The sequence below is a fragment of the Pseudomonas sp. Irchel 3H9 genome, from assembly GCF_900187495.1.
GTDB classification, from domain to species: domain Bacteria; phylum Pseudomonadota; class Gammaproteobacteria; order Pseudomonadales; family Pseudomonadaceae; genus Aquipseudomonas; species Aquipseudomonas sivasensis.
The window spans coordinates 92,518-117,442 of record NZ_FYDK01000006.1; the positions used below are offsets into that span (position 1 = coordinate 92,518).

Annotated in this window: 19 protein-coding genes; 12 read left to right on the top strand and 7 right to left on the bottom strand. The window is 60.3% G+C overall.

The annotated features are described in order from the left end of the window. Positions 1-204 precede the first annotated feature (204 nt). Together CKW32_RS21135 and CKW32_RS21140 are read right to left on the bottom strand one after the other, a co-directional pair. On the bottom strand, positions 205-2,187 hold the full coding sequence (locus CKW32_RS21135) for a hypothetical protein (protein WP_095185890.1): 1,983 nt from the start codon (positions 2,185-2,187) through the stop codon (positions 205-207). A gap of 175 nt (positions 2,188-2,362) precedes the next feature. Further along, a complete protein-coding gene (locus tag CKW32_RS21140) occupies positions 2,363-4,309 on the bottom strand; it encodes a hypothetical protein (RefSeq protein WP_095185891.1) in 1,947 nt (648 codons plus the stop codon). Positions 4,310-4,534: 225 nt separating this feature from the next. On the opposite strand from CKW32_RS21140, the gene CKW32_RS21145 reads away from it, so the two are divergent. The 5 genes from CKW32_RS21145 to CKW32_RS21165 are packed head-to-tail and all read left to right on the top strand — an operon-like array spanning position 4,535 to position 9,626. Next, positions 4,535-5,548 (top strand): LacI family DNA-binding transcriptional regulator, encoded by a 1,014-nt coding sequence (locus CKW32_RS21145; RefSeq protein ID WP_095185892.1) that lies wholly within the window; start codon positions 4,535-4,537, stop codon positions 5,546-5,548. Positions 5,549-5,591: 43 nt separating this feature from the next. After that, the gene (locus tag CKW32_RS21150; protein ID WP_095185893.1) at positions 5,592-6,374 is read left to right on the top strand and encodes a sugar phosphate isomerase/epimerase; all 783 of its coding nucleotides are present in this window, start codon (positions 5,592-5,594) and stop codon (positions 6,372-6,374) included. Continuing rightward, a complete protein-coding gene (locus CKW32_RS21155) occupies positions 6,367-7,308 on the top strand; it encodes a sugar kinase (RefSeq protein WP_095185894.1) in 942 nt (313 codons plus the stop codon). The genes CKW32_RS21150 and CKW32_RS21155 overlap by 8 nt, the downstream gene beginning before the upstream one ends. Before the next feature lie 45 nt (positions 7,309-7,353). Beyond that, complete coding sequence (locus tag CKW32_RS21160; RefSeq protein ID WP_095185895.1) at positions 7,354-8,652, top strand: MFS transporter; 1,299 nt, start codon at positions 7,354-7,356, stop codon at positions 8,650-8,652. Beyond that, positions 8,649-9,626, top strand: coding sequence for an NAD(P)-dependent oxidoreductase (locus tag CKW32_RS21165; protein ID WP_095185896.1), 978 nt, complete (start codon positions 8,649-8,651; stop codon positions 9,624-9,626). Before CKW32_RS21160 ends, CKW32_RS21165 begins: the two co-directional genes overlap by 4 nt. Before the next feature lie 134 nt (positions 9,627-9,760). On the opposite strand, the gene CKW32_RS21170 is transcribed toward CKW32_RS21165, so the two are convergent. Then, on the bottom strand, positions 9,761-11,386 hold the full coding sequence (locus CKW32_RS21170) for a methyl-accepting chemotaxis protein (protein ID WP_032887031.1): 1,626 nt from the start codon (positions 11,384-11,386) through the stop codon (positions 9,761-9,763). Between the two features lie 232 nt (positions 11,387-11,618). On the opposite strand from CKW32_RS21170, the gene CKW32_RS21175 reads away from it, so the two are divergent. Genes CKW32_RS21175 through CKW32_RS21185 form a run of 3 tightly spaced genes read left to right on the top strand, consistent with a single transcriptional unit; the run spans position 11,619 to position 14,085 of the window. After that, positions 11,619-13,046: a nucleobase:cation symporter-2 family protein gene (locus tag CKW32_RS21175; RefSeq protein WP_095185897.1), complete on the top strand. Its 1,428-nt coding sequence runs from the start codon at positions 11,619-11,621 to the stop codon at positions 13,044-13,046. Positions 13,047-13,059: 13 nt separating this feature from the next. After that, positions 13,060-13,521, top strand: coding sequence for an LEA type 2 family protein (locus CKW32_RS21180; RefSeq protein ID WP_095185898.1), 462 nt, complete (start codon positions 13,060-13,062; stop codon positions 13,519-13,521). Positions 13,522-13,539: 18 nt separating this feature from the next. After that, positions 13,540-14,085 (top strand): GNAT family N-acetyltransferase, encoded by a 546-nt coding sequence (locus tag CKW32_RS21185; RefSeq protein ID WP_032887035.1) that lies wholly within the window; start codon positions 13,540-13,542, stop codon positions 14,083-14,085. Between the two features lie 119 nt (positions 14,086-14,204). Here the strand turns inward: CKW32_RS21185 and CKW32_RS21190 are convergent, their stop codons facing one another. Next, complete coding sequence (locus CKW32_RS21190) at positions 14,205-15,131, bottom strand: carbon-nitrogen hydrolase family protein (protein WP_095185899.1); 927 nt, start codon at positions 15,129-15,131, stop codon at positions 14,205-14,207. Between the two features lie 91 nt (positions 15,132-15,222). On the opposite strand from CKW32_RS21190, the gene CKW32_RS21195 reads away from it, so the two are divergent. Beyond that, positions 15,223-16,143 (top strand): LysR family transcriptional regulator, encoded by a 921-nt coding sequence (locus tag CKW32_RS21195; RefSeq protein WP_095185900.1) that lies wholly within the window; start codon positions 15,223-15,225, stop codon positions 16,141-16,143. On the opposite strand, the gene CKW32_RS21200 is transcribed toward CKW32_RS21195, so the two are convergent. Next, positions 16,115-16,369: a hypothetical protein gene (locus tag CKW32_RS21200; protein ID WP_003190904.1), complete on the bottom strand. Its 255-nt coding sequence runs from the start codon at positions 16,367-16,369 to the stop codon at positions 16,115-16,117. The two genes, CKW32_RS21195 and CKW32_RS21200, sit on opposite strands and share 29 nt — an antisense overlap. Positions 16,370-16,532: 163 nt before the next feature. Here CKW32_RS21200 and CKW32_RS21205 point away from each other — a divergent pair, with 163 nt between their 5' ends. After that, entirely contained in the window at positions 16,533-16,853 is a 321-nt protein-coding gene (locus tag CKW32_RS21205; RefSeq protein WP_032887039.1) for a YqjD family protein, read from the top strand. A gap of 151 nt (positions 16,854-17,004) precedes the next feature. Here the strand turns inward: CKW32_RS21205 and CKW32_RS21210 are convergent, their stop codons facing one another. Continuing rightward, on the bottom strand, positions 17,005-18,042 hold the full coding sequence (locus CKW32_RS21210) for an Ldh family oxidoreductase (protein ID WP_095185901.1): 1,038 nt from the start codon (positions 18,040-18,042) through the stop codon (positions 17,005-17,007). 180 nt (positions 18,043-18,222) lie between these two features. Here CKW32_RS21210 and CKW32_RS21215 point away from each other — a divergent pair, with 180 nt between their 5' ends. Continuing rightward, positions 18,223-23,388: a dermonecrotic toxin domain-containing protein gene (locus CKW32_RS21215; RefSeq protein ID WP_095185902.1), complete on the top strand. Its 5,166-nt coding sequence runs from the start codon at positions 18,223-18,225 to the stop codon at positions 23,386-23,388. A 21-nt stretch (positions 23,389-23,409) separates the two neighbouring features. Here CKW32_RS21215 and CKW32_RS21220 read toward each other — a convergent pair whose 3' ends face one another. After that, complete coding sequence (locus CKW32_RS21220) at positions 23,410-23,679, bottom strand: PepSY domain-containing protein (RefSeq protein ID WP_016979404.1); 270 nt, start codon at positions 23,677-23,679, stop codon at positions 23,410-23,412. 141 nt (positions 23,680-23,820) lie between these two features. Here CKW32_RS21220 and CKW32_RS21225 point away from each other — a divergent pair, with 141 nt between their 5' ends. Next, positions 23,821-24,816, top strand: coding sequence for a FecR family protein (locus tag CKW32_RS21225; protein WP_095185903.1), 996 nt, complete (start codon positions 23,821-23,823; stop codon positions 24,814-24,816). Positions 24,817-24,925: the final 109 nt, after the last annotated feature.

A 24,925-nucleotide genomic window follows, 5' to 3' on the forward strand; every position in this document is an offset into this window, starting at 1 on the left:
CACTCGCTCTAACTAAATGCCATGAATCAGTGGCATGACTCGTTCCGAAGGAGTGGAGCCAGACCTGTAGAGGCCGCGAGGTTATAGTTGGGGGAGGTAGGCGTAAGTAGGATAAATCTGAAGAGCGCAGAAGAACTGAGTGGTGCAACCGTAGTAAAAAGCACCGAGACACATCATGTCTCGGTGCTTGTCGCACGCCTTGGGTTACGCGGGCGTTCCGTCGCAATAGTTATTGGACGTCACCATACGAATAGGAACAACCGCAGGTATCGATCGTGCTGGTGTTCCGGCGATGTCCAGAGAGTATTGGAACCAGAGCGTATTCCACGGCGCGGCGGCACCGACCACTTTGAGATGCGGATCGAACGGTTTGAGTTGGAAGATAAACCCTTTCGCCGCCATCTCCGCGTCCAGCGTAACTGAAGCTGTACCGCGTGTAGCCTCGATAGGGATATCGCCTAGAAGTCCCGTGGAAGCAACAAACTCAACGGTGATTTGTTTTCCATCCGCAAAAAACTCAGAATTTGGCGGAATCCTCACCTCAACATACTTCTCACTCCACGGCGTACCGGCATCTGTCGGCCGCAAGGAATCACAGATAAGCCTGCCTCTAGGATCCATGCTCCAGGGTCCCAAATGGAGAAACTCCGCCGGGTCGAGTTGATGAGTAATGGCATCGTCCACGTTCACGGACGTGCTATCCGAGTAGTTGCTATTGCTTGCCCCGGAGCGGCTCACCCCATAGAACACCGGAATATCGTCGCCATTGCCTCCCGCAGCAATCGCAGTTTTATCTACCTCGATTTCGACCTCAGTGCCAGGCCCATCGCCAGGCCCAACCGTGTATGAGCCTGCCAGGTTCAGCTTGCTCCCCCAATACAGCTTAATGACGTCGTCTTCTTCCGGCTCAGGGTCGACAGACCACAAATCGAAGGTGGCCAGGATGGGGCCAACGTGATCGATGTCGGCGGAGTTCAGATAGTTCGTCGTGGGGGCCGACGCGGGGCCGGTGATGGTGACGATGTCCAGGTCTGGGCTAGGCTCGCCCGGAACCGGACCCGGAGGTCCAACAACGCTTAAATCAACACTCACCAGAGTGTCATCGGTCGGAGAATTGATAGAGCCGGTCCTGATGATGTCATAACTGGCCGTCACCGAAACCGGGCCTTCCTGATCGGCGTACTCGTCCACAATCAGTTGGCCAGGGACCGCGAATTCGAACGGAAAAACCCCGCTTAGAGGCGCCAGAGCGGTGGTCTGGTCGCCCCAATGCAACCTGTATTGATCGCTCGGCTCCCATGCATATTGTGGAATGGCCCCCTTCACGCCGGCCTGCCATGCTTCGATATCCACCATCCCACCAGAGGGTGGTGCAACGATTACAAGAGGATCCAGGTTCAGGTTTGCACTGCGCTTAAGCCTGCGCCCGGTGGGGATTCTGGAAATCTCGCTGTAATTGCCGGCAGCGTCTACGAATTGGCAGTAAGCAAATAAAATGCCATCAGCCATAGCAGCAATGGCTGAAATAGGTACGTTGAACACTGTTCCACCAGCCTCCATGGGTTTGCTGCCCAAAGAGGGCGCATCGTCGGGCGGCTGGCTGGCGGTAACCCAGACCCGGGCCACGGTGTCCCCCGCCTCATAATCCCCGTAGCCCGGAATACCGAGCTCAAACCCTCCGGGGTTCAGGTCCAAGGTCTCTTGCGTAATATCAACACCGAGAGGCAATGAAGCCGGCCAAACAACTCTTGCAGGTGCTTCACTCTTACCGGGCGCTTTGTAAGGACCGTACAGATCAATCTTGACCCGTTGTTGGGCAGAGAAGTCTAAATAGTCACTGCCCGAACCGGGCCTTACTTTAAACCTGAGATCAAACTCACCATGGCCGAGGGGTGCGATATTGATGGTCACCTGAACGAAAGGTCCCGACGGTTGAACTGGAAAGAAAATGGGATCCAGCGGTATCCAGAAGGCTTGCCCAACCACGCTGAATTCGATCTGCAGTACGTCCCCGTCATCCGGGAAGGCCCAGATGGGGCAGTCAGCCCTCAAACCGCCATCGCTGTCCAAATGCGGCCGCCAGATCAAACCGCTTATACCATCGAGGGCCTGAGGAAAAATCGGCGCAGCCAGGTTGGGGTCTTCCCAGCCCGCCACACTTGCTTTTTTTGAACGGTTAATTGCCATCTCAGTTTCTCCTTGCCAGTAGTAAGGCGCTCAAGAATGACCCGGGTATATTGTCGGCCGCTCAGCAACCGAAACAGCCGCCAGCCCGTACATAACCAAGTTCAAATCAAGCACGATGAAGAACGATCAATTAATCTTTAATTACCCTTCACAGCCACGAATGGAAACTTCGTTTTTAGTCCGGACCATCACCACCAGGCCCACAAAACAGTGGCAAACCATGTGATCTACGCCGATCAATTTTTATATAACGAATCAATGAGCTGCCTATGCGAGTTTTATTACGCCATACCGTGAACTCAGCATAAGCGCCTGCATCGTCTTTCATGGGTTTTACATAAGGAACATAAGGCACGACACATTCGTAATAACCCTGAGCCTCATGGGCGGCCGACCAATAATCCACAAACACCTCAGTGGTTTCCGGGATAGGCTGGTTGCCGCCGAAGCCAAGCGTACCCTGCCATTTCAACCGCACTTCGTCCCCTATCTTGATATCAGGATGTTTGAGCACGTGAACATGAACCCCGTCCCAGATGCGTGGGTAGGTGTCACAGTTCAACCAGGCGTTACTGTTTGCATGTGGAAATTCCGGCCGAGGAAATCTAACCGGCGGGGCTATATTTATATTCACCAGTTGACTGGGCGCCAGTTGGTCATTCACACCATTACGGGTTCGATAACTCACTGGGAACGCCGGGTTATTGGGTGTTTCAGCAACCACCGACCACGCAATAGGGGTAAATATCACCAAGGCCCCTGCTACGTCCCCGGGCTGTACATGATAGGAGGCCACTGGCTCTTCTTTATCTCCCCAATACAAGTCCAACCACTTACCGACACTCGGACCGTCGGGCAGCGCGACGGTCGCCGTGACAGGTTGATCCGAATCACTGAAATCCAAGTGGTTGGCCGTATCGGAAACCGCACCGCGAATCTCGACCCGCTCCAAGTGTCGATTCAACTCTTCAGGTGCCTGATCATGATCCACGCCAAAGACCCGGAAGTCGGCATCGACATGCCGCACGGGCGATGGAATGGCCGTCGGAACGCCTGCACGATAAATGAAGTATTGGACCGGTAGATGGGTCTGCAGGTAACCCTTCTGGATCAACGTAGACCAGGGCACCGGCACCACTTTCGGAAAACCCTCGACCCCCTCTCTTGCCAGAACAATACCGTCCCAGCTGACCACTACCTCGTCTGCCGGATCCCAATCGAAATAGGCTTCAAACCTCACATTGACGCCCGCACGTGCATCCGCGCGATCAATCAGGCCGTCAAATTCGTAGGCAAGGACCTGGGGTGGTTTAAGCCCACTTGGAGACGGTTTCAAATTGATATAGACGGGCGTAGGCCCCGAATAATTGGTCTGCTGGTTACCTGCCCGGTCACGCAGGCCATAACGAATAAACCGCGGGCCATTCGGTAATTGTCGAAACAAAATAGAAGGCATAGTGACTAGCAACGGATCCTGAACAGTCGTGAGCGTGTACGTATAGTTGGCCTCGAAGGGGTTTGACTCTTCGTTCAATAATAGAAATATCAATATATCGTCATAGGGTTGGGCATCTATATACCTGGGAATACGCAGACCCGTGTTCTCATACTTGCTCAAATACTCTTCAGTGACGCCGTGCTCGATGATCTCGTTGTTTATGAAGGTCGCAGGCTGCAAAGGCCCCGTCCCACCGGGCGGTATCCAGTCCAGTGTGAAGGTCGTGGTATATGGGCAGTGTTCTATGCCGCCGGGTCCGTCAACATAATAGGTAAGGTCATAGGAGCCGCTGATCTTCAGCCAGTTTCCGCCTATGGTCAGCTCCACAGGGAAATCGTCTTCCTGGCTGAGTGGCCCTTCTAATGGAATCGGTGTCAGCGGATAGGCTGGCTCAGGCGTGTGAGGTTGGATGAAGAAGTGGACATAGTCCGTCTCACCCTCTTGGGCAGGGAACCTCCAGATGTTCTTCAACTGAATTTTTATCGGGTGGTACAAAAACTCAGTGGGAATCAATCCGACTGGATCACCCTCAATGGCATCCACTACTACAGCGGCCTCAAGTGACGATACCTGCCCTTCTGAACGGTCGCAGAAGGATTTTTGGGTGGTCTTCGAAAGCGTCATCGTGCGCTCCTTGATGCTCAGACAGACAGGTAGAAAACCATGGCTGGATCAAATTAAGCGCCCATTTCGAACCTCTGGATACTGTCATAAGTAACAGGTAGGCGACCCCTTTCGTCGGATTCCACAGGAGCCTCCCGACGAGCGCCCCCTTGACGCAAGGGTTGTGTTGGTGTTTCCTGAAACCGGTTTCAAGGCAACCTCCAAACTAATAAAAAAGGCTCTACCGTGACTTCCTTTTCCGATGCCCAGCGCTCTCGCGTCACCATGCTCGACGTCGCCCAACACGCCGGTGTATCCAAGGCCAGCGTGTCGCGCTTTATCGGCGACGACCGTGCCCTGCTCTCCGATGCCATTGCCTTGCGCATCGAGCAAGCCATCGAACAGCTCGGCTACCGCCCCAACCAGATGGCCCGTGGCCTGAAACGTGGCCGCACCCGTCTGATCGGCATGCTGGTAGCCGATATCCGCAACCCCTATTCCATTGCTGTGATGCACGGCGTCGAAACCGCCTGCCGCCAGCACGGCTACAGCCTGGTGGTGTGCAACACCGACCGCGACGACGAGCAGGAACGCCAACACCTGGCTGCACTGCGCTCGTACAACATCGAAGGGCTGATCGTGAATACCCTCGGCCATCACCTCGATCAACTGCTGGAACTGCAACGGGAAATGCCTCTGGTGCTGGTGGACCGCAAGGTCGAGCCGCTGCACAGCGACCTGGTGGGGCTGGATAACCCGGCAGCAGTGCGCATGGCGGTGGAGCATCTGGAACAACAGGGTTATCGCGAGGTATTGCTGGTGAGCGAAGCCGCCGATGGCACCAGTTCACGGGTAGAACGCTTGGGCAGTTTCAAGGCCGAAATTGCCCGGCGCCCGGCGCTGACCGGCGCGGTGCTGGAGTTGGATGGCAACCTCGAAACCGGCCTAAAGAATTTTCTCGCCAAGCCCGGCCCCAAGGCGGTGTTCTGTGCCAACGGCGTCGCCGCGCTGGCCTGTACTCATGTGCTCAAGACGCTGGGCTGCAACTTGTTTGAAGACGTGGGCCTGATCGCCCTGGATGACCTGGATTGGTATCCGTTGGTGGGCAACGGCATCACCGCCCTCGCCCAGCCGACCGAGGCAATTGGCGCCAGCGCGTTCGACTGCCTGCTCAAGCGCTTGCGCGGTGACGATGCACCCACGCGCACCCTGGACTTCCTGCCACAACTGATCGCTCGCGGTTCTACCCACCGTCGATAATTTTTTTGCACAAAAATGAAACCGGTTTCAGAGGTAAACAACAATGCATAAATACCCCGTCTCCATCAGCCTTTCGAGCTACGGCGCCGACTTGGTGCGCCAGCAAGGCCAGTTGAGTTTTGTCCAGCTATTGGCCGCCGCCGGTGCCCAACGCATCGAGTGGCGAGAAGAGTTGCTGACCGGCGAAAACGCCGCCGAACTCGCCCAGGCCGCTGCCGAAAAAGGGCTGGAAGCCGTGTTCTCATCGCCCCTGGAACTGTGGGTCGCCGGTCGCGCCCAACCCAACGCCGAACTGAACGCGACTCTGGACCGCGCCCAGGCTTTTGGCGCGCGCTGGTTGAAAGTCTCGCTCGGTTACTTCACCGACACTAACGATCTGGAAAGCCTGCACGCCCTGCTCAACCGCCACCCGGTCCATCTGTTGGTGGAAAACGACCAGACCCTGCACGGCGGGCGCATCGAGCCCATGCAGCGGTTCTTCACCGAGGTCGAGCGCCTGGGCCTGCCGGTGAAAATGACCTTCGACATCGGCAACTGGCAATGGCAGGACCAATCCGCCCTCACCGCTGCGCGCCTGTTGGGCCGGCATGTGGACTACCTGCACTGCAAGGCCGTGGCCCGCCGCCCGGACGGCAAGTTGGTCGCGCTGCCGCCTGGCGCCACCGACCTGCACCTGTGGGAACAACTGCTCAAGCACATGACTCAAGGCATTACGCGGGCGGTGGAATTTCCGCTGCAAGGCGATGACCTGATTGATGTCACCGCCCAACAGGTCGCCACCCTTGCCCTGCTTGGCCAACCCCGCCAGGAGAATGCCCATGTCTGAGATCGATATCCTGTCGTTCGGTGAAACCATGGCGATGTTCGTCGCCGAGCAGACCGGTGATTTGGCGCAGGTCAGCCAGTTTCACAAACGCATCGCGGGAGCCGACAGCAATGTCGCCATTGGCCTGTCGCGCCTGGGCTTCAACGTGGCCTGGCTGAGCCGGGTAGGCAACGACTCACTCGGCCGCTACGTGGTCGACACCCTGCAAAAGGAAGGCCTGGATTGCCGGAATGTGGCCGTCGACCCGCTGCACCCCACCGGCTTTCAGTTCAAGTCGCGCGAAGAAGCCGGCGCCGATCCCCAGGTGGAGTATTTCCGCAAAGGCTCGGCTGCCAGCCATTTGTCCATCGCCGCCATCAGCCCTGCGCTGCTGCAAGCCCGCCATTTGCACGCCACCGGGATTCCGCCGGCGTTGTCCGAGGCCACCGGTGAACTGTCCGTCGAGTTGATGACCCAGATGCGCAAGGCCGGGCGCAGCGTGTCATTCGACCCGAACCTGCGGCCGTCGCTGTGGGCCAGCCAAGCCCAGATGATCCGCCAGATCAACGCCCTCGCCGGCCTGGCCGATTGGGTGTTGCCGGGCTTGAGCGAAGGCCGCCTGCTTACCGGTTTCGACGACCCGGCCGACATCGCCGCGTTCTACCTGGACCAGGGCGCCGAAGCCGTGGCCATCAAGCTCGGCCCGGACGGCGCCTACTACCGCACCCACCTGGACCAAGGCTTCGTGGCCGCCGTACAGGTGGACAAGGTCGTGGACACCGTCGGCGCCGGCGATGGGTTTGCCGTGGGCATGATCAGTGCCCTGCTGGAAAACCTGAGTTTCCCCGAGGCGGTACAGCGCGGTAACTGGATCGGCAGCCGCGCCGTGCAAAGCCGTGGCGATATGGAAGGCCTGCCCACCCGCGCCGAATTACCCACCCGATCCGTTGCGTGACCCACACCCTGTTGCCACAACTACAACAAGCTCAGGAGCAACCTTATGGAAACCGTGAAATTCGCCACCCGTCGTTGGTGGTACATCATGCCCATCGTTTTTATCACCTACAGCCTGGCCTATCTGGACCGCGCCAACTACGGCTTCGCCGCCGCCTCCGGGATGGCCGAAGACTTGATGATCACTCCCGGCATGTCGTCGTTGCTGGGCGCACTGTTTTTCCTCGGCTACTTTTTCTTCCAGGTGCCGGGTGCGATCTACGCGCAGAAGCGCAGTGTTAAAAAACTGATTTTCGTCAGCCTGATCCTCTGGGGCGGCCTGGCCACCCTGACCGGCGTGGTGTCCAACGCCTACATGCTGATCGTTATTCGTTTCATGCTCGGCGTGGTCGAAGCCGCAGTGATGCCGGCGATGCTGGTGTACCTGTGCCACTGGTTCACCCGCGCCGAACGATCGCGGGCCAACACCTTCCTGATCCTCGGCAACCCGGTGACCATGCTGTGGATGTCGGTGGTGTCGGGTTACCTGGTGCAGCATTTCAGCTGGCGTTGGATGTTTATCATCGAAGGCCTGCCCGCGGTGCTGTGGGCGTTTATCTGGTGGAAGCTGGCCGATGAGCGTCCCAAGGATGCCAAGTGGCTGAGCGACAGCGAAAAGCACAGCCTGGAAACCGCCCTCGCCGCCGAACAGGTCGGCATTAAGGCGGTGAAAAATTACGCCGAAGCGTTCCGCTCGCCCAAGGTGATCATCCTGGCGCTGCAATTTTTCTGCTGGAGCATCGGCGTGTACGGCTTTGTGCTGTGGCTGCCGTCGATCCTCAAGGCCGGTTTGCAGATGGACATGGTCGAAGCAGGCTGGCTGTCGGCACTGCCGTACCTGGCAGCAGTGATCGGCATGCTGGTGGTGAGCTGGGGGTCGGACAAACTGCAAAAACGTAAACGCTTTGTATGGCCGCCGCTATTGATTGCCTCCATCGCGTTCTATGCCTCCTACGTACTCGGCGCCGAACACTTCTGGTGGTCCTACACCCTGCTGGTGATTGCCGGGGCCTGCATGTATGCGCCTTATGGACCGTTTTTCGCGATCGTCCCGGAAATCCTGCCCGCCAACGTCGCCGGCGGCGCCATGGCGCTGATCAACAGCATGGGCGCGCTCGGCTCGTTCGGCGGTTCGTACTTGGTGGGCTACCTCAATAGCAGCACGGGTTCACCCGGCGCTTCGTACCTGCTGATGAGCGGTGCGTTGATGCTGGCGGTGGTGCTGACGATTTTCCTCAAGCCAGGCGCCAGCGACCGTGAGCGCGTGCCCCTGCCAACCCTCGAATTGAAGGTAAAAGCCCAATGAAAAAGTCTGTGGTGTTGTACAAGAAACTCTCCGCGCCGCTGATGGCCCGCCTGCATGAACAGGCCGAGGTCACGCTGATCGAAGCCCTGGACGACACCGGCCTGGCCAAGCTGCGCGACGCCCTGCCGACCGCCCATGGCCTGCTGGGCGCGAGCCTGCGCCTGGATGCCAAATTGCTGGATCTGGCGCCTCACCTGGAGGCGGTAGCCAGCGTGTCGGTCGGGGTCGACAACTACGACATCGACTACCTGACCCAGCGCGGCATCCTGCTCAGCAACACGCCGGACGTGCTGACCGAAACCACCGCCGACACCGGCTTCGCGCTGATCCTCGCCACCGCCCGGCGCGTGGTGGAACTGGCAGATATGGTGCGCGCCGGCCAATGGAACAAAAACATCGGCCCCTCGCACTTTGGCAGCGATGTGCACGGCAAGACCCTGGGCATCATCGGCATGGGCCGCATCGGCGAAGCCCTGGCCCAGCGCGGGCATTTTGGCTTTGGCATGCCGGTGATCTACCACAGCCATTCGCCCAAGCCGGCGGTGGAACAACGCTTTGGCGCGCAATACCGCAGCTTGAACAACTTGCTGGAGCAAGCCGATTTTGTCTGCCTGACGTTGCCGCTTACGGCTGAAACCGAAAAACTGATCGGCGCGCAAGAGTTTACGCGGATGGGCCCCGAGACGATCTTCATCAATATCTCGCGGGGCAAGGTGGTCGACGAAGCGGCGCTGGTCGATGCGTTGCAGCAGCGCACAATTCGGGCAGCGGGGCTGGATGTGTTCGAAAAGGAACCGCTGGATCACGGCTCGCCGTTGCTGCGTTTGAACAACGTGGTGGCAACCCCGCATATCGGCTCGGCGACCCATGAGACGCGGGAGGCGATGGCCACCTGTGCGGTGGATAATCTGCTGGCGGCATTGGCGGGCGAACGGCCAAAAAACCTGGTGAACCCAGATGCCTGGAAACACTAGTTTCTAACACTGCAGAGAACACATGTGGGAGGGGGGTTGCCCCCGATAGCGGTGGATCAGTTATAGATATCTTGACTGACACACCGCCATCGGGGGCAAGCCCCCTTCCACATTTGATTGCTTTGCACAGTGGGTCAGATCACGAACTTGGCCACCATCCCGTTCAAATCCACCGCCAGGCGTGACAGTTCATGGCTGGCAGCGCTGGTCTGGTTGGCCCCCGCCGCCGACTGGGTGGCCAGGTCGCGGATATTCACCAGGTTGCGGTCCACCTCGCGGGACACCTGAGCCTGTTCCTCCGAGGCGCTGGCGATCACCAGGTTGCGCTCGTTGATCAGGCTGATCGACTGGGTAATCTGCTCCAGCGCCACCCCGGCAGCGCGGGCCATTTCCAGGGTGCTTTGGGTACGTTGATTGCTCTGCTGCATCGATTGCACCGCTTCACCGGTGCCGTTCTGGATGCCGGCGACCATTTTTTCGATTTCCTGTGTCGACTGCGCGGTGCGGTGAGCCAAGGCCCGTACTTCGTCCGCCACCACCGCAAAGCCACGCCCGGCTTCACCGGCGCGGGCCGCTTCAATGGCGGCGTTGAGCGCCAGCAGGTTGGTCTGCTCAGCGATCGCGCGGATCACATCAAGCACCTTGCCGATATCGCGGCCCTGAGTGGCCAGGCCTTCGATCATCGCGGCGGTGTTCTGCACGTCCTGGGTCATGGTCTGGATCGCGCCGACGGTTTCCACCACCCGGTCGCGCCCTTCCCGTGCAGCCTGGTTCGACTGGCTGGACGCCTCAGAGGTGGACACCGCATTACGCGCCACCTCTTCGACTGCGGCGGTCATCTCGTTAACCGCGGTGGCCGCCTGATCGATTTCATTGTTCTGTTGCTGCAAGCCTTTGGAGGCTTCTTCGGTGACCGCGCTGAGCTCCTCGGCGGCAGACGCCAGTTGGGTGGCCGAACCGGCGATGTGCTGGATGGTCTGGCGCAGGTTCGCTTGCATCGCGGCCAGGGCGCCGATCAAGCGAGCCGGTTCGTCGTTGCCGTCGTCTGCGATGGTGCTGCTGAGGTTGCCGGCGGCGATGGTTTCGGCCACGGTCACGGCTTTGCGCAACGGCGTGACGATGCTGCGGGTCAGCAACCAGGCCAGTAATACGGTGAGCAACGCGGCGGCGACCGAGACCATAATCACGCCGGTGATGGCACTGTCGTACCCTCGCCCAGCTTCAGCGTCGGCGGTCTTGGCGTCAGCGGCGTTGATGGCAATCAACTTGTTCAGCTGTTCGCCCATCTGATCGGTGCCGTCCTTGATACGGGTGTTGATCAGCGCACGCATTTCATCGACCTTGCCTTGCCTGGACAGGGTCAGCATGTCGGCCTGGGCCTTGAGGTAGTTGTCCAGGGTCGTACCAAATGTCTTGTACAAAGCCGCCTCTTCCGGCCCGGCGGGCAGCGTGGCGTAACCGGCCTGGGCGGTCTTGACCTTGTCGGCCAACACACCGATGCGGGTTTCTGCTTCCTGCAAAGCGGCCGGTTCACGGTTGACCAGCACGCGAAATGACAGGATGCGCAGGCGCAGCACGTTTTCCGTGATCGTGCCCAGGTACGTCACGCTGGGCAGCAGGTTGGCACTCATGGCCACTGACGCCTCGCGAATCAGGGTCATGCGGTTGACCGCAAACACTCCAAGGACAACCACTAACAGCGCGATGAACGCGAAACCCAGAGAAGCACGAGGGGCGATATTCAGGTGACGGAGGGACATAGGCGAGACTCTCAGGAGTAGTGTTTGCGCGCGTCCCTGCCGCGAAACGATCCGCCGGTGTCAACGCACCGCTCAGACCTTGGCCCACTGTTGTTATTGAGGGGTGGGCCTATAAACGGTATCGGCCGGCTGCAGCATTTTATGCAGGGGGTTCATAAATATTTTTTTACACTTCTGACGACTAGCGGTTTCTGGCATCCTGCGCCTCCATTTTCTGACCCGAGCCCTCAACTTGTCTGACGCTCAAGCCCCCCGCCAGCGCTATAAATCCGACCTGATCTACGGCCTGGAAGACCGCCCACACTTCACCGCAGCGATCTTTGCCGCGCTGCAGCATGTGCTGGCGAGTTTCGTCGGCATCATCACCCCAACCCTGATCGTCGGCGGTGTGCTCGGCCTGGAAAGCGAAGTGCCGTACCTGGTGAGCATGGCGCTGTTTGTGTCGGGGCTCGGCACTTTTGTGCAGGCACGCAAGTTCGGCCCGATCGGTTCGGGGCTGCTGTGCCTGCAAGGCACCAGTTTTTCGTTTATCAGCGTGATCCTCAGCGCGGGTTTCATGGTCAAGGCCCGGGGCGGCGGCACCGATGAAATCCTTTCGACCATCTTTGGCATCTGCTTTTTCGCGGCGTTTATCGAAGTGGTCCTGAGCCAATTCATCGGCAAACTGCGCAAGCTGATCACCCCGGTGGTCACCGGCACCATCATTACCTTAATGGGCTTATCGCTGATCAAGGTGGCGGTCACCGACATGGCCGGCGGCTTCGGCGCCAGTGACCTGGGTGCCGCGAGCAATATGGGCCTGGCGGCGCTGGTGCTCGTGACCATCGTGGTGCTCAACCGCTTCAACAACCCGTTCCTGCGCCTGGGCTCGATCGTAATCGGCCTGACATTGGGCTTTGTGGTCGCCTGGTGGCTGGGCCGCGTCGACCTGGCCGCCTTGCCCCACGTGCCCTTGATCAGCGTGCCGGTGCCGTTCAAGTACGGTTTCTCGTTCGACTGGGTAGCGTTTATCCCGGTGGCGGTGATCTTCCTGATTTCGCCGCTGGAAGCCGCGGGTGATCTGACAGCCAACTCAATGATTTCCCAGCAGCCGGTCAAGGGTCCGCTGTATATCAAGCGCATCAAGTCCGGCTTGCTGGCCGACGGCCTCAACTCGGCGATGGCGGCCACGTTCAACAGCCTGCCGATGGTGACCTTTGCGCAGAACAACGGCGTGATCCAGCTGACAGGCGTGGCCAGTCGCTACGTGGCGTACTTCATCGCGGGTTTACTGGTACTGCTGGGGCTGTTCCCGATGATCGGCGCGGTGCTGCAACTGATGCCCAAGCCGGTGCTGGGCGGCGCAACCCTGATCATGTTCGGCACCGTGGCCGTGGCCGGCATCAAGATCCTCGCCGAAGCCGGGCTGCACCGGCGCAATGTGCTGATCGTGGCGATCTCCCTGGGCATGGGCCTGGGCGTCGCCGCCGTGCCGGAAGTACTGCGTGACCTGCCCAAAGCCCTGCACAACATCTTCGAGTCGCCGATTACCGTGGGCGCGTTCTGTGCGATCCTGCTGAACATTTTCCTGCCGGAAGAGTTCATAGAACTGCAAGAAGATGAATTTGATCCGGAGTCCTCCACCCTCAAAGTGATGCAGGACCCGGACGTCACGAAATAGGAGCACCCTTTGTATGCGCAAGCTCATGGTTCTACCACTGTTGCTGCTGACCTTGAGCGCCTGCGCGCTGTTCCCCAACCGCGACCCGGTCAACATCAATGTGGTGGGCATCGAGCCACTGCAAAGCCAGGAACTGGAAGTGCGCTTCGTCGTGAAACTGCGGGTGCAAAACCCCAATGAAACGGCGATCGACTACAACGGCGTGGCCCTGGACCTGGAGGTCAATGGCCGGCCGTTGGCGTCGGGTGTCAGTGATCAGGCCGGAAGCATCCCACGCTTTTCCGAGGCCGTTCTGAGGGTCCCCGTCAGCGTTTCTGCGTTCTCGGTGTTGCGCCAGACCCTGGGCCTGAGCCAGACCCAAAGCTTGAACAATCTGCCGTATGTGCTGCGCGGCAAACTCGCGGGTGGGCTGTTTGGCACGATGCGGTTTGTGGATCGCGGCACCCTGGACCTACCCAATACTGCCACTTGGTAAACCTGGAGTTTCTGCAACATGGATGCGTTGCCCACCCTTTACACCGAACGCCTGATCCTACGCCCGCTGACGCTGGACGATGCGGACGCCGTCCAACAGCACTTTCCCCACTGGGACGTGGTGCGTTACCTCAACGCCCTCGTGCCCTGGCCCTACCCGGCTGACGGAGCCCTCGCCTATCTGCAAAACGTGGCCTTGCCGGCCATGGCACGGGGCGAGGAATGGCATTGGTCAATCCGCCTCAAAACCGCGCCTGAACAACTGATCGGCAACGTCAGCCTGATGGATGAAGTGGATAACAACCGTGGCTTCTGGCTCGCGCCCGCATGGCAAGGCCAGGGATTGATGACCGAAGCCAGCGCGGCGGTGACCGACTATTGGTTCGGCGTGCTGCAACGCCCCGTGATGCGTGTCCCCAAGGCAGCGCCCAACCTGGGGTCGCGGCGAATTTCCGAGCGTACGGGGATGCGCTTGATCAGGACCGATGAGGGGCAGTTTGTCGAAGGCACCTTCCCACGGGATATCTGGGAGATGACCCGCGAGGAGTGGTTGGAATCCCAATGACCCAAACGCTGAAATCAACTGTGGGAGGGGGCTGCCCCCGATGGCAGTGGGTCAGTCACACATGCACCCATTGACACAGCGTCTTCGCGAGCACGCCCGTTCCCACATTTAGACCCGGTTCAGTCTGTAACAAAGCGCACGCCCGGCTTGGCCCGCTCATCCACCGTCAGCTCAAACACATCCGGGCGAGCGTAGTGCCCCACCACGTCATAGTCGTACCGCGCCTTCACCAAGTCATCGATGTTGATCTGCGCCGTCAACAGCCCAGCCCCACCCAGCAACGGCCCCGCGAGGATGTCACCCATGGGGCCGACAATCACACTGCCGCCAGCAATCAACGGACGGCCTGCTGGCCAGTTGGCAATCTCCAGCCCCAATGCCTCGGGCGAAGCTTGCACCTGGCACGCGCTCACCACAAAACAGCGCCCTTCATGGGCCACATGGCGCATGCTCACCTGCCACATTTCGCGCTCATCCACTGTTGGCGCGCACCAGACCTCGACGCCCTTGGCGTACATCGCCGTGCGTAGCAGCGGCATCATGTTTTCCCAGCACACCGCGCCACCGAGACGCCCTACTGCGGAGTCGATCACTGGCAAGGTGGAGCCATCGCCCTTGCCCCAGATCAGCCGTTCGGTGCCGGTGGGCATCAGCTTGCGATGCTTGGCCACCAGACCACCCGAGGGTTCGAAATACAGCACGGTGCAATACAGCGTGCTGCCACTGCGCTCGATCACACCCAGGACCAAGCTGGCGCCGGTGCGCGCCGACAAGCCGGCCAGCGCCTCGGTTTCAGCGCCTGGCACATCAATAGCGTTGGCAAAGTAACGGGCAAACGCCTCGCGCCCCTCGGGCAGGCGGTAGCCCAGTTGTGTGCCGAAGCCTTCGCCTTTGGGATAGCCGCCCAGCAGCGCCTCGGGCATGACCACCAATTGCGCGCCGCTGCGTTTGATCTCGTCCTCGTAGCCCAGGATTTGTTCAAGGGTTGCCGCCTTGCCGTCCGGCAACGAACCCAGTTGCAAAGCTGCCACAGTAGAAACAGGCATTACGATCACTCCGAATTAGGGGGGTTGCCCATTCTCCGGCCAGCCGTGATCATGAATAAAGCCCACCTCAGCACTGAATGATATGAGCCAAATGAATATCGCCCAGGTCGATCTGAACCTGCTGAAGACCTTCGAAGCGCTGCACGACGAATCCAGCGCCAGCCGCGCGGCATTGCGCCTGGGCGTCACGCAATCAGCCATCAGTGCGGGCTTGCGACGCTTGCGCGAGGTGTACGGCGACCCGCTGTTCGTGCGCACCGGCCGAGGCTTGGCGCCGACGTTGCGGGCCAATCAGTTAAAGCCGGTGATCAGCGAGGCGCTGGACCGTTGCCGGCAGAGCCTGGCGATGGTCAACCCGGATAACCCGCATTACCAAGGGCGTTCCGTGGTAGTGGGGTTGTCCGATGATTTCGAGATCGCCTACGGTCGCCGCTTGATGCAGGAGATCGCTCAACGTTTACCGAAACTGCGCGTGATCTTTCGCCAGACCCACAGCCAGATAGTGGCAGGCGCCCTACTCGACCGCACGCTCGATCTGGCAATTACCGCCGGCGGGTTTGCGCAGAACCGTTTGAGTCGACAGGTATTGGCGGAAGGAGACTACCGTTGCCTGGTAGACCCCGGCAGTCTTGCGCCGGACCAGAACAGCATCGGCCTGGAAGAGTTCGTCAGCCGCGAGCATGTGCTGGTGTCGTCCGGCGGTTTTATTGGGATTACGGATGAGGGCCTTGCAGCGCTGGGGCTGAGCCGGCAAGTGTGTGCGTCGACCAGCCACTTTGCCGCACTGCCGTTTTTGCTCAAGGGCAGCCAAGCGGTTGCGACCATTCCGGGGCATGCGGCACAGGCGATCGCCGAGATGACAGGCCTGCGCGTACTGCCCTGCCCGCTGGCGCTGCCGCGCTACCCCGTGGAACTCGGCTGGCGGACACAGGCCCAGTTGGACCCTATGTTGCTCAAAGTACGTGAGGCGATTGCCGCCAGCTTTACTTCGCCGCTGCCATCAGCTTATTGACTTCGCTGCGCACCATATTGGAAAACTCTGGCGGTGACATGCCATCAAGCTCTGCGCGGACCCACTCGGCCCACTTGCCCTTGCGCTTGGCACGCTCACCGAACAACCGCGCCGCTTCGCCCTTGGCCTTGCCCAGATTGGTTTGCCACAGGTCATAGAGGCGGGACTTTTCATCTTCCAGCTCGGCACGTTCGGCGAGGGTCTTGTTGGCGAGATTGAAGCTCATGTTGAATTACCTGCTGCACAAATAGGCGACATCTTACACTGTAGGTCGAAATTTCCTGATTCGGATTTTGGCTGGAACTGCGCTCAAGCAAAAAAACTGCAACTTTTGCCATCGCGCGATACTCCATTGTTCACTGTCACATTCACTCGCAAGGAGTCACACAATGGCCCGCAAAACTGCTGCCCAAGCTGTCGAAGACCAGATCAAGGATCAAGCCTTCAGCGAACTCACCGCGCTGATCGAAGAGTCGGACAAACTGCTCAAAAGCAGCGCCGCCCTGGTGGGCGAAGAAGGCGAAACCCTGCGCGAGCAGGTCGCGATCAAACTCAAGCAAGCCCTGGACTCAGTGTCCAACGTGCGCGAGCGTAGCAAGCCAGTGGTGGATGCCACCGAAACCTACATCGGTGGCCACCCGTGGCAAACCGTGGCCATTTCCGCAGGTTTTGGCCTGGTAGTGGGTTTGTTGCTGGGTCGTCGTAACTGATCAAGCAAGCGGCGCAATAGCAACCACACCGCTGATGCTATTGCGCCGTTGCCCTGGCTCTTGATCTGTCTGTGATCTTGATCTAATGCCCCCCGGCAAACGGCTATCGCTGACAAACCAGCGCCTACACTCAAGCTGCGCCAAACCCTTCTCAGTCAGTCACCAGCGCCTGTAATCGCGCCAGATCCTCAGCCTCCAGCTCAATCCCCACCTCCAACGACTTCGCCCGCGTGCGATGACGTCGATCCCCCGGCAACCTGCGCAACCCTGCCGCATGCATCTGCCGCACCAGTTCCTGGCTGCGCTCGGCAAAGCTTTGCCCAGCGGTTTTGCTTGGGTCGATCACGATCAACAACTGCCCTGTCCACGGCGTGCGGGCGCCTGGGTGATCAGCCCAATCAAACTCAAAGGAGAAGTTGCCTCCGGTCAACGCCGCCGCCAACAGCTCGACCATCATCGACAACGCCGACCCCTTGTGCCCGCCAAACGGCAGCAACGCGCCGCCTTCGAGCACGGCTTTAGGGTCAGTGGTGGGTTGGCCGAGGCTGTCGACGCCCATGCCCGGCGGCAATCGCTCGCCCTTGCGCGCGGCTATTTGCACGTCGCCATGGGCAATGGCGCTGGTGGCCAGGTCGAAGACAATGGGCGCGCCATCGGCACGCGGTGCGGCGAAGGCGATGGGGTTGGTGCCGAACAACGGGCGGTCGGCGCCATGGGGCACCACGCAGGTCATGCTGTTGACTACGCTCAGCGCCACCAGGCCTTCTTCAGCGAAGGGTTCGACGTCGGGCCACAGCGCCGCAAAGTGATGGGAGTTGTGAATCGCCAGCAACGCAATACCGGCGCTGCGGGCCTTGTCCACCAGCAACCCACGCGCTGCCGCCAGAGCCGGCTGAGCGAACCCGTTGCCGGCGTCGACCCGCACGAAGCCGGACGCCACGTCGGTGACCACCGGCACCGCCTGGCCGTTGACCCAGCCGCTGGCCAGGGTGCTGAGGTAACCAGGGATGCGGAAGATGCCGTGGCTGTGAGCGCCATCGCGCTCGGCGCTGGCGCAGTTGTGCGCAAGGATCGCCGCGACGTCGGGCGAGGTGCCGTGCTTGACGAAGATCGCCTGCAGCAACGCCTTCAGCTCGTTGAAACCCATGAATGCTGTAGCACTGTCGATGATCGGGGACTGGGCAGACATCTGTAGCTCCGATTTTATAATTGGAAGAGACAACAACAATCCAGACCCGTCGATTAAACAACGCCTCCTGTGCTTGCTGTCAACGTCCGCTTGCCGCCGAAGCAGTTATCTACGGCCCCGCCCCTGGCGCAAGCGCCTACCGTGGAGCCTCGTAACTGCCAGTTTGATGGAGCGAGCACCATGGCGACGCTTTCCCCGCCGTACTTTTTCGACGAATTCCTGCTGCCTGCCGGGCGTAAACAGCCAACACCACGGGAGCGGGCGTTGGGATTTACCGTCAAGGATCTGGAGTGGTTGCATACGCTTTACTACGCCACGGATGCAGCCCGCCAGGATGCGGCCCTGCACACGCACCCCATGCAGGTGGAGCGACTGCTGATCAACCGTCCTGGCAAACCCGCGCTGACCCTGACTGGCGCGTTCCTGATGAGTCCGACACCGGACGACAATAAAGCCGTGCTCTATACCCCCTACGGCGGGCTGGAGCTGTTCGACAGCCGCGCCGTGCTGCTTGCTGCGGTGCACGAGCGCATGCAGTCACCAACGCAGCGAGACGACCTGCTGTGCTTTATATCAATCGCTGAACGTGACGCGCTGCCGGTAGACGCGCCGGTAACAATCACCACCGCCATCATCCAGGGCGCGGTGATGCAGGATCAGGAGGACGCCATTCTGGCGAGCCAGCAGCAGAACGTAGCTGTCCTCCTCAATGAGCTGCGCAAGCTGCCGAGCCTGCACGGGATGCTTGATAGCCTGCTCGGCATCATGGCCCGTTCCTTCTTTCCAAAGTTGAAACAGGCCGACACGCGGGTGGATTTTTTCAGCCGCGCCTCGCAGCAAAAAGACCGTCGTTGGCTGGCTTCACTACCGTTGCGCGATGCACTGCTGCAGTTTTATGCCAAACAAGCCTGGCCCCAGGATCAAACTCATTCGTTCGTCAATATCGGCTACGACAGCAGCGCCTTGACCGCGGACCAACGCGCCCTCGACCAGCAGCGCTGGGACAGTGTGATCGAACAAACCAGCGGCATTCTTTCCTCGTTACTGAAAAGCCTGCTACAGACCTACTGGAACGAAGACGTCAGCGCGGGCCAGTCGCGCCTGACGTTTTGTGCGCGGGTGATGCGCGAAAAATTTCGCGCCGATCTGTTGCTCAAACGCCAAAACGCGATTGTCTCCACCCCAGAGAGCCAGCAACTGCGCGCCGCGTTCCTGCTGGACTCGGCCGCGAGCACAGCGCCCGCGGATGATTTGCGCATAGAAAAGGTGCGTATTCACGCGCCCTATCAACATTACGTCGACCTCGCCAGCACGTTGATGATCAGCAAGGCACACACCTACCTCTACACCCAGTCCCGCGGTCTGCAAGTGCTCAAGGATCTGAACGACCTCAACGACACGCTGCTGGCGATGCTCAAGGCCGCCGGCCATCAGGATGAGCTGCTCAACTTTCTCTCGCTGGATGAACGCAGCGTGTATATCGGTATGGATCACGTTCAGGTCAGCGGACAATCGATGCAGGGCGATGTCTTCCAGGACATGCTCGAAGACATCGTCGCCAAGCAGTTCGACAACCTTGAGCATGCACTCGGCGTGTACCGCCGCAGCGCCAGCGACATCGACCTCGCCGCGCTGCTCGACCATGCGCTGGACGTGCGCACCCTGCTCGATAGCCGTCTGCTGGTGCAGGACGCCGGCGGGCGCTGGTCGGTTCACCCCGTGTCCAGCGGCAATGGGCACCCCAGCACCGTGCTGGCGGAAACCGCCAAACGTCATCTGCAGCGCCTGCAGGCCGTTGAAACCGCCATGGCTATGGGGCGCAGCAAACATCCGACCTTGGGCGTGCTGGCGGCCCATGCGTTGGACCTGGAGCTGGCGAAAAGACAGCTGGCGCTCGACGCCGAAGATGTCTGCATCAATACCTATGCCACCCCGGCCCAGGAACGTGAGGAGCGCTTGCCCGTGGCGTCTTCGAGCATGGTCGCGCACTTTATCGCGCGGGTGACCGGTCAGGCCGAAGCGCTTACGCCCTCGGCCCTGACCTGGTTCTACGGCCTTCGCAGTGAAGGCGCCGCCCGGCAACTGCACAACCTGAGCGTCGATAGCTTCAATGCCATCATCGAGCAGGTGATGAGCACCTTCGCCCAGCACGAGCTGCGCGAACTGCCGCACCTGCTGCTGGACAACAACCAGGCCCATCTAAGCCATGGCCTGTTGCAGGGGTTGAGCGGCGAGGCCGAGATGAGCCGGTTATACAAAAGTTTGTCGCCGCAGCAACTGGCGCTGCTCGACTGCGTGCTCAACGCCGACAGCCTGCGCAGCCGCGCCAGCCGTCACGGGCTCAACGGCTTCCTGCCGGACGCATACGCCCTGAGTCTCTGCAGTGACGCAGCCGCCCTGCCCCAGCCCCTGGCCAACTGTTTTGTACTGACCGAACGCGGAGGCCTGGACCCCGATCACTCCGGCGCGGCCCTGCTGTGGACCCCGCGCTCTGGGTTTGAGGCGTTTGCATCCATCCAGGCGCTGGGTGAGGTGCTGGGGCAACGCTTGCAAGATCCGCTGGCCTGCTGGCCCTTGCTCGAAAACCTGCCGGTATCCAGGCGCATGCCCCACCAGACCTACCGCTTGGGCCCGCTGCAACGCATTGACGATCATCTGCTGGATAACCGCCAACGCTCCTACAGCGCCTGGCTGCGCGACGAGATTGACCATCTACTGGCAATGAAACCCGGCGTGCAGCGCTTCCAGGACTGCATGGACGCATTGATCCGCCGCGCGCCACCGTCCAACCTGCCCAGGGCGATTGCCATGGCGCACGCGATGATCCACCAGCAGTCACTGCCGGTCTGGCTGGGCATGGCGTCGCCGGATGAACAGATACTGCACGCCGAACTGCTTGAGCAGTACCGCCTCAGCGCGCCGCAGGAGCGTGACTATCTGCACAGCATTACGCCCCTGCGCGAGCAGGTCGTTAACACGTTGACGAGCCTGCTCGATGCTCGCTTTGCCCAACAAGCGCTCAACCCCGATAACATCCTGATTCCCTGCCGTATTGACCTGGACGGCCACACGCAGACCCTCACCGATTTCGCCCTGCGGCACTTGCCGGACCTGCATGCCGAGCGCATCCGGCCAAGCTCGCGCACCGCCACGCCGTTACCGGCGGCGCTGGACGGCGATGCCGTCGTGCAACTGGTGCGCCAACTGGACTTGAAAGGCATCTACCAGCAACGGCTTATCACCCACCTCAAGCAACCAAGCGAAGACGCGCGCGCGCGGCGAACCCTGTTTTGCCGGCAGTTACCCTGGCAACTCCTGCAATACGCCCATGAGCAGATGCTCAATGAGCGACTGTCTGCCAACGCCTGGAGCCTCATCCAGCAAGTGTTTGACATGCCCGATGCAGTGGCGCGTGCCAGCGTGAGTGGCAGCTCGGCCACCGTCCGCCACTTGGAGTTGATCGCCACCGAAGGCGCAGCAAGCGCCAGGGCGCTGGGTTGCTACCTGATAGGTCCGCAGGCCGGCGCGTCCGGGCCGCTGGTGCTGTACGCGCCCTTCAGCCCCCAGCATTTGCTGAAGGAATTCGCCAGCGAAGCGGCACTGCTCAGTGAGTTCACCAACCCCGGCGCACTGCAGGACTGGATCGTGGGGCAACTGGAGGGCGCGCGGCGCGCCACCTATCGCAACCTGCTGGACAAGGGCTGGCACGTCGGACTGGCAGAAATCACCCTCGGCGCAACGCCCGTGGGCGGCAACCTGCTCAAGCAACTGTTTGAGGACAACGTGCAGATGCTGCTGCAGATGCTAAGCGCGCAGTTTGCCCCGTCGGGCAAGACCCATTGGGATGCGATCACTTGCCTGCTCACTCAGGAAATCCCCAACGGCCTCCAGTTCCTGGCCGGCAAACTGGCCTATCCGCTGGTGGTGTGGCGCAGCTATCAACTGTTCAAAAACTCCGCTGAAAACCTGCAGGCGCACCGCTGGAGGCACGCACTGAAAACCTTCGCCCTCGGCGTGGCTGAATTGGCCTCGTTGCGCAAAGCGCTGGACAGGCCCCTGCAACAGACGCCGCCACCTGCAGAGCAGCCCTCAGTGGAGCGGTGGCTGCAAGCGCCTGCCCCCGCAGCCGCCAACCTGGACGAGTTGGCAATAACCGCGCCCGAACGCACACAGTTGCGCGGTTTTGAACACCACGATGACGCCCTCGGCGACTTGTCATTCAGCTCAGCCAACCAGGTGTATCGGGATGACACCACCTCGCGCAATTTCCTGCCGCTGGCGGGAAAAGTTTATCCGGTAAAACGCGCCGGCGAACGCTGGCGCCTGAGCAAGGGCGATCGGCTGGGCCCTTATGTACAGCGCAACGCCCACGGCCATTGGACGCTGGACCTCGACCGCCATCACCCACGCTACGGCAAAACCTTGAGCCGCTACGCCGGCAAAATGAGCACACGCCTGGCCGAACGGAACGCCATCAACATTGAAGCCGTGGGCATGCGCGAGATCGCCGCGCTATCCAGTTGGAAGGCCCAATGCATTGATGAAGCGCTGAATGTGGCGACTTACTATGCGGTGACCTGCAAGCGCAACTTGCTGCACTTCGCCACGCTTCGTGAACCGAGCAGCCGCCTGGGGCGTTTTTTCAGTGAATTTTTCGGCGTTGTCTCGCTGGCGCCCGAACAAGTGCGAAGGGTCGAGCGGCGCATTGACGAGGTGCTTGATGAGCTGATCAATCACACCCTGATCGGGCCCGACTCGATGCGGTTTGTCAGCGGCACCCATCGGTACAGCCCCCACGATTCCTTTGCCTTCGTCGTGCCCGACGATGCCGACCACAAGATCTACCTGCTGGACCGCTTCTTCGACCCGCCCATGGACATCTATCAGAACCGTCTGACCACGCCGTTCAACATCTGCGCCCATGCGCGCGCCACGGTGCTGATACACGAGATCACCCACATCAAATCGCTGACCGAAGACCTGGCTTACTTGGACAGCATGCGGCCCTTCCCGGACCTCATCAACGTTGCCATCAACGGCGCCACGCTGATGAAAACCGACCTGGATAACCTGCGGGATAACGCACTGTCGATCTCCACACCTGCCAGCATGCTGTTCAGAACCTGGGATGCGTTTTCCCAGCAATGGGAGGATTTCGGCAGCCGCCGCTTGACCGCGCCGTTGCGCGATAAAGTCCTGAGCACCACCGGCGCCCGCACACTGGAGGAGGCGCGATCGGTGTTTATGAGCAACAGCGACAAGCGTATCGACACGATTCTGGCCAACGCCGACTCGGTGACCTGCATGATCAGCGAGCTGGGGCGCAGTCTGGATGCGGGAGCCTGAGCAGGCTCCCGGCGGGGTAGATCAGTCTTTCTGGTCGCGCAGGATATTGCCAGAAGCGCCGTCGATACGTGCTTCATAAACGGTGCCGTCGGACTTGCGCCCTTTGACTTCCCAATAACCGTTGTCGTCGGCTTCAGCGGCGTAGACCTCGACATAGCCTGCCTTGGTCTTGGCCACCTCGATGGCCTTCTCGATGGTGATCCAGCCCGCACCCGGTTTATCGGCCAGCGCGGCGCCGGCGCTGAGCAGCGCAGTGGTTGCACACAGGGCGACTAAGGTTTTCTTCAGCATTTTCGTTCTCCATTGTAGGAATGTCCTGAATTTTTTAGGCGCCTCCAAACGAGAATAAGTTCCAATTGATGTGCAATCGCCATGATGGATGTTCTCGCGATGCACCCTGGGGGTTAGAATGTGGGAAATCAGGATGAGTTAATGAGCGAAAAGTCCCTTTCAGAAGCCGAATATGACGCCATCACCGACGCCGCTGCGCATTGGTGCATGCGTATGCATGCAAGTGATTGCACCCCCGGTGAACGTCAGGCTTTTGCCCAATGGCACGATTGCGACCCGCTGCACGCCTTCGAATACGCCGCGATGCTGGAAATCTGGGACGTCGCCGACCATCTGCCCCGCCACGAACCCACCGCCTTGGTGGTGCCGTTCAAACCGCGCAGTCGGCTACGTACCTACGCCGCTGCGGCAGCCATATGCCTGGCAGCCTTACCGGTGGCGGCCTTTACCGGTTGGGAAGCGGGCTGGCTGCCCAATGCCTACGAGCGCTTTGAAGCCGCCGATGGTTTGCGCCAGGTGACGTTGGGGGATGGCAGTCAAGTGGAGCTGAACCTCGGCACTGAACTGGTCTACAGCAACTACAAGGACCAACGTCGGGTCACGCTGAAAAAGGGCGAAGCGTTTTTCAAAGTCAGCCACGACCGTGAGCATCCGTTCGTCGTGCGTGCCGGCGAAGGCCAGGTGCAGGTGACGGGCACGCAATTCAATGTGTGGAAATATGGCGATCAGGTGCGGGTCATGCTGCTTGAAGGCGCAGTCCAGATTTCCAGCGACCGGATCCACGGCAGCGTGCCGCTTACCCCCGGGATGCAGGCCAGCTATCAACTGGGCGACGCCACACCGCGCGTCGCCACGATCAGCCCCAACGACAGCGCGCTGGCCTGGCGCCAGGGCAAGCTGATCCTCGACAACCTGGCCCTGGTCGACGCGTTGCCGCTGATCAACCGCTACCTAAACAAACCGGTGATGCTCGCAGATGCCAGCACCGGGGCGATTCGCATTGGCGGGATCTACAACATCAATGAAGTCAACAACCTCATCCCCTCCCTGCCCAAGGTGCTGCCGGTCTACCTGACCCAGAACCAGGATGGCAACCCCGTGCTCAACTCCATTCCGCGTCAATCCCCCAAAGGCTGAGCCTGATCCACATCCCCGGGCCTCTTTGCGCCCGCAGTGTCCATTTTTGAAACACACGGCGCCTCTGAAGCGCCCGTACTGTGCGGATTCATCGATTTGTCATGGGCGG

Bases quoted from the DNA above. Each gene is read 5' to 3' on its own strand.
- CKW32_RS21135 (WP_095185890.1), bottom strand. From the start codon at position 2,187: ATGGCAATTAACCGTTCAAAAAAAGCAAGTGTGGCGGGCTGGGAAGAC.
- CKW32_RS21140 (WP_095185891.1), bottom strand. From the start codon at position 4,309: ATGACGCTTTCGAAGACCACCCAAAAATCCTTCTGCGACCGTTCAGAA.
- CKW32_RS21150 (WP_095185893.1), top strand. From the start codon at position 5,592: ATGCATAAATACCCCGTCTCCATCAGCCTTTCGAGCTACGGCGCCGAC.
- CKW32_RS21155 (WP_095185894.1), top strand. From the start codon at position 6,367: ATGTCTGAGATCGATATCCTGTCGTTCGGTGAAACCATGGCGATGTTC.
- CKW32_RS21160 (WP_095185895.1), top strand. From the start codon at position 7,354: ATGGAAACCGTGAAATTCGCCACCCGTCGTTGGTGGTACATCATGCCC.
- CKW32_RS21165 (WP_095185896.1), top strand. From the start codon at position 8,649: ATGAAAAAGTCTGTGGTGTTGTACAAGAAACTCTCCGCGCCGCTGATG.
- CKW32_RS21170 (WP_032887031.1), bottom strand. From the start codon at position 11,386: ATGTCCCTCCGTCACCTGAATATCGCCCCTCGTGCTTCTCTGGGTTTC.
- CKW32_RS21180 (WP_095185898.1), top strand. From the start codon at position 13,060: ATGCGCAAGCTCATGGTTCTACCACTGTTGCTGCTGACCTTGAGCGCC.
- CKW32_RS21185 (WP_032887035.1), top strand. From the start codon at position 13,540: ATGGATGCGTTGCCCACCCTTTACACCGAACGCCTGATCCTACGCCCG.
- CKW32_RS21190 (WP_095185899.1), bottom strand. From the start codon at position 15,131: ATGCCTGTTTCTACTGTGGCAGCTTTGCAACTGGGTTCGTTGCCGGAC.
- CKW32_RS21195 (WP_095185900.1), top strand. From the start codon at position 15,223: ATGAATATCGCCCAGGTCGATCTGAACCTGCTGAAGACCTTCGAAGCG.
- CKW32_RS21200 (WP_003190904.1), bottom strand. From the start codon at position 16,369: ATGAGCTTCAATCTCGCCAACAAGACCCTCGCCGAACGTGCCGAGCTG.
- CKW32_RS21205 (WP_032887039.1), top strand. From the start codon at position 16,533: ATGGCCCGCAAAACTGCTGCCCAAGCTGTCGAAGACCAGATCAAGGAT.
- CKW32_RS21210 (WP_095185901.1), bottom strand. From the start codon at position 18,042: ATGTCTGCCCAGTCCCCGATCATCGACAGTGCTACAGCATTCATGGGT.
- CKW32_RS21215 (WP_095185902.1), top strand. From the start codon at position 18,223: ATGGCGACGCTTTCCCCGCCGTACTTTTTCGACGAATTCCTGCTGCCT.
- CKW32_RS21220 (WP_016979404.1), bottom strand. From the start codon at position 23,679: ATGCTGAAGAAAACCTTAGTCGCCCTGTGTGCAACCACTGCGCTGCTC.
- CKW32_RS21225 (WP_095185903.1), top strand. From the start codon at position 23,821: ATGAGCGAAAAGTCCCTTTCAGAAGCCGAATATGACGCCATCACCGAC.